Here is a 4831-nt window from a genome sequence, read left to right as displayed (position 1 = left end):
AAAATTGTGGAGTATGATTCTTCATCGATACAGTTATCCGTCACCACATATATTTTTGATGCTTTTTGTTTGGAACTGTTTGTACCACTTGCAGTGGGTGCCAAAATAATTTTGGTCAGCAAAGAGGTATCCATGGACGGCTTCAAACTTGCCAAAGAGCTTAAAAAGCAAAAACCTACTCACATGCAAGCTACTGCCTCCGGATGGCAATTGCTGCTCAATGCTGGTTGGAATAATCCGGAAGGGATTATTATGACAACAGGTGGTGAAGCGATCGGAGAAGAAACCAAAAACATGCTTGCCCGCACAGGTAAACTATGGAATCTTTATGGTCCAACCGAAACCACCATTACATCTTCTTTTAAAGAATTGAATGTTCATGAAAAGGTCACCATCGGAAAGCCAATAGACAATACCAAAATCTATATCCTTGGACCGGGGGGTAGTTTGAACCCATTGGGAATCCCTGGAGAATTATGCATCAGTGGAAAAGGCGTAGGAAGAGGTTATCTCAATCGACCTGAGCTGACAGTGGAAAAATTTGTCCCTGACCCTTTTTCTGATGAAAAAAATGCAGTGATGTATCACACAGGGGATCTTGCAAGATGGTTACCGGATGGCAATATAGAATATCTGGGCAGGTTGGATGATCAGGTTAAAATCAGGGGCTATCGGATCGAACTGGGCGAGATCGAATCAGTTTTACAATTACATCCATCGATAAAACAAGCAGTAGTGCTGGCCAAAGAAAGTACCACTGGAGATAAAAGACTTGTTGGGTATTTGGTCTGCAATGGACCCTTTGATCGGAATTCTGTCATTGCTTTCCTTCAATCCAAACTACCGGATTATATGATTCCATCTCTTTGGGTGGAACTTGAAAATCTACCACTCGCATTCAGTGGGAAAGTCGATAAGAAAGCCCTCCTTGAAATTGAACATATTCCTAGTGAAACTTACGAGGCTCCCAAAACCGGACTTGAAAACCAAATCGCAAGGATCTGGCAAAAAACTCTCGGATTTGAGAAAGTTGGTATCCAAGATGATTTCTTTGTTTTGGGAGGACACTCCTTACTGGCGATGAAAGTTATTGCCACAATCCGAAGTGAGATGGGGATCGAGCTATCTATCCGGGAGATGTTCAATTTCCCGACCATTCGGCAGTTGGCTGAAATCTTAGCCTCCAAAAGTAGCGAAGAAAGTACCTTGATTGTACCTAGCATCACTGAAAGGCCTAAAACCATCCCACTTTCCTACAACCAACAAAGTCTATGGTTTATCCATCAATTATCAGGGAGTATCCAATATCATATTCCTATGATCTTCCATATCAGTGGAAATATTGCCATCAGCTCACTCGAAGATGCATTCAAAATAATCCTCAACCGCCATGAAGCACTCTGTACCGTAATCAAGGAAAAAGATGGGATTGATTGCCAGATTTTACTTCGTTCGGATCTTTGGAAATTAGACCGAAAGGAATTTGCGGATCCGAATCTTCTAAAAAATGAAATATCCAAGCTGATCAGGATACCTTACGATCTGACCAAAGACTACATGCTGAGGGCATGTATCATCACATTAGCCCCAGATGACCACTATCTGATCTTAACCATCCACCACGTTGCCTCAGATGGGTGGTCTTCCAACATCCTCAGAAATGAACTTTGGGCATACTATCATTCCCTTGTCAACAGAATACAGGTTTCATTTCCCCCTCTTCCTATCCAGTACATTGATTATGCTATCTGGCAAAGAAATTTCCTTAAAAGCGATGCTGCCCAGACCAAAATCGATTATTGGAAAGCCAAACTCCGAAACGTATCCCCGCTTCAGTTGCCAACTGATTATGCCAGGCCACCTGTTCAGAGTAATCATGGAGACAGTTTCCGTTTTTCAATAGATAATTTCATGGTTTCTCAGTTAAGAGAATTGGGTCAAAGATATCAATCAACCCTTTTCATGACTTTGCTTGCTGCATTTAAAACACTTCTTTACCGGTACAGTGGCCAGGAAGATATCTGTGTAGGCACACCAGTAGCAGGTAGGGAAAGTGCCGAAACAGAAAATCTTATAGGGTTTTTCGTCAACACTTTGGCACTTAGGTCTAACCTTAGTGGAACGATGACCTTTACAGAACTTCTCAAAGAAATCCGTGCAACTGCTCTCGATGCTTTTGAATTCCAACAAATACCATTTGAATTGGTGGTGGAAAACCTTGGACAAGAGAGAGATTTAAGCAGAAACCCTGTCTTTCAGGTTTTATTTGTTCTACAAAATGTTTCAAAAAATGCGGTCTATCTGGATGATGAATTGGTATCAGAGGAAAATTATGAGCACTTCACTTCAAAGTTTGACATGACTTTTGAACTTATGGAAGTTGAAGCAGGCATAGAAGGGATTGCAGAATACAATACAGATCTGTATAGACCTGAAACAATAGAACGTTTCGTTAGCCGCTTTATCCTTCTCCTGAAATCAATCCTTGAAAATCCATCCTTAAACCTTGATCTTTTAAACATTATTCCCACTGAGGAAAAAATCTATTTGTTGGAAACTTTAAATGCTACGGAAACTGAATACCAGTACGACAAGACAATCGTGGACTTGTTTGAGGAGCAGGTGAATAAAACCCCTGATGCAGTAGCATTAATGTTCAAGGATAATAAGTTAAGCTATAAAGAGCTGAATGAATGGTCAAACCAGTTTGCACATTATCTGATTGGAAGATACAATATACAACCCGATGATTTGATAGGAATAGAGTTGGAGCGCAGTGAGTGGATGGTGATAGGCATATTGGCGATTATCAAATCGGGAGGTGCCTATGTGCCGATAGATCCGGAGTATCCTGAGCAGCGGAAGGAGTTTATCAAAGAAGATGCAAAGTTAAAAATAGTCATTAATCAGGTTGAACTGGAAGGATTCATAAAAGCTATAAAAGAAGGTAATTATCCAAACACAAATCCTACAACCCAGATAAGTCCCGAGAACCTGATGTACGTGATTTACACTTCAGGTTCAACGGGTAAACCGAAGGGTTGTATGATTGAGCATAGGGGCTTGGTCAACCGATTGGCTTGGATGCAGAAGTCTTATGCTTTAACAGAAAAAGATTGTATCCTGCAAAAGACCACTTTTACTTTCGATGTATCGGTATGGGAAATTATCTGGTGGTCCTTACAAGGGGCCTCCGTTTGTATGTTGGAACCGGGAGGAGAGAAACAACCCGAAAAGATTATTTCCACTATAGAAGCCTCACATGTTACGGTGGTACATTTTGTACCCAGTATGCTTGGAGTCTTTTTAGAATTTCTGAGTAGCTCAATGGAAAGCATTGTGAAGCTAAACAGTCTTAAGCAAGTATATACTAGTGGGGAAGCCTTGCAGGTGGAACAGGTAAAGCGTTTCAAAGAATTGTTGCCGGATGTAAGCCTAATGAATCTCTATGGGCCTACTGAAGCGAGTATAGATGTGAGTTACTATGCCTGTGACAAAGCAGAGGAACTGAGCATTCCAATAGGTAAACCGATTGACAACACAGCACTTTACGTGTTAAATCCCAGCCACCACCTCGTCCCTTACGGTAGCATCGGTGAAATTTGCATTGGTGGAGTTGGCTTGGCAAGGGGATATTTAAACCGGGAAGAGCTCACACGGGAGAAGTTCATAGAAAACCCGTACAGGCTGGAAGAGCGATTATACAGAACGGGAGACTTGGGAAGATGGCTTGGGGACGGCAATTTAGAGTATTTGGGCAGGATGGATGACCAGGTCAAAATCAGGGGATACCGCATCGAGCTTGGCGAAATCGAATCCGTCCTCCTCCTACACCCTAGCATTAAACAAGCCGTGGTAATGGTAAAAGAATACGGATTGGGTGACAAAAGACTTGTTGGATTTATCGTCTGCAACGGGGCTTTTGACAAAGAATCCGTCACTGAATTCCTCAGGTCAAAACTGCCTGAATACATGGTACCCGCACTTTGGCTAAAGCTCGAAAAACTCCCCCTCACTTTCAGCGGAAAAATCGACAGAAAGGCACTTCCCGATGTCAGTACCCAGGATATGGTGGCAGCCGGATATACTGAACCAAAATCTGACCTGGAAAAACAGATTGCCGCACTCTGGAAGAAAATCCTCGCTTTGGACAGGGTAGGTATCCACGATGATTTCTTTGCATTGGGGGGACATTCCCTTCTCGCTGTAAAAGTAATGTCAGCTTTGGAAAAAGAAATTGGGTTAAAACTTACCATTAATCTGATTTTCAAATACCCGAGTATATCGGAACTCGCAAATGCAATTGAGACCATCAATCAAAATCAGGCAGGTTTTAATTCATTATTAGATGTAAAAACCTCGGGACGCAAACCGCCATTATATATGGTACATGGAGGGGAATCCTCAGCATCTATCTACTATAATTTAGCAAAATACATTGACAAAGATCAGCCTATTTATGGCTTTCAGCCAAAAGGCTTGGATGGGATCGAAGAACCTGACAAATCTCTTGAAGAAATGGCTGCTTACTATATTTCACTTATGATTGAACAAAATCCGGATGGCCCTTATAATTTATCAGGCTATTGTTTTGGTGGGATTGTGGCTTATGAAATGGCCAAACAGCTTCAATCGATGGGTAAAAAAGTCAATAAACTTATTCTATTTGATACAGTTGCGTTCGATTACAGGGAAAGACATTCACAATTTGAAAAAATTAAACTTCGGTTAAACATCATCCTAGCTAAAGTAAATTTTTTATTGAATGAACCTGAGGCATATTTGGAAAGGAAAAAAAGGTATTTTAAACGAAAAATGGATTTGATATTTT

The 4831-nt window shown here is 41.2% G+C and carries 1 protein-coding gene; it reads left to right on the top strand.

The features are described 5' to 3' along the window. Window positions 1-6: 6 nt before the first annotated feature. A partial coding sequence (locus ACEW8U_RS17730; protein WP_373523391.1) for an amino acid adenylation domain-containing protein occupies window positions 7-4831 on the top strand: 4825 nt, incomplete at its 3' end.

Source organism: Aquiflexum sp. (assembly GCF_041751335.1).
Taxonomy (GTDB): Bacteria; Bacteroidota; Bacteroidia; order Cytophagales; family Cyclobacteriaceae; genus Aquiflexum.
Note: the sequence above shows the minus strand (reverse complement) of the source record. Positions and strands in the feature narration are given on the sequence as shown.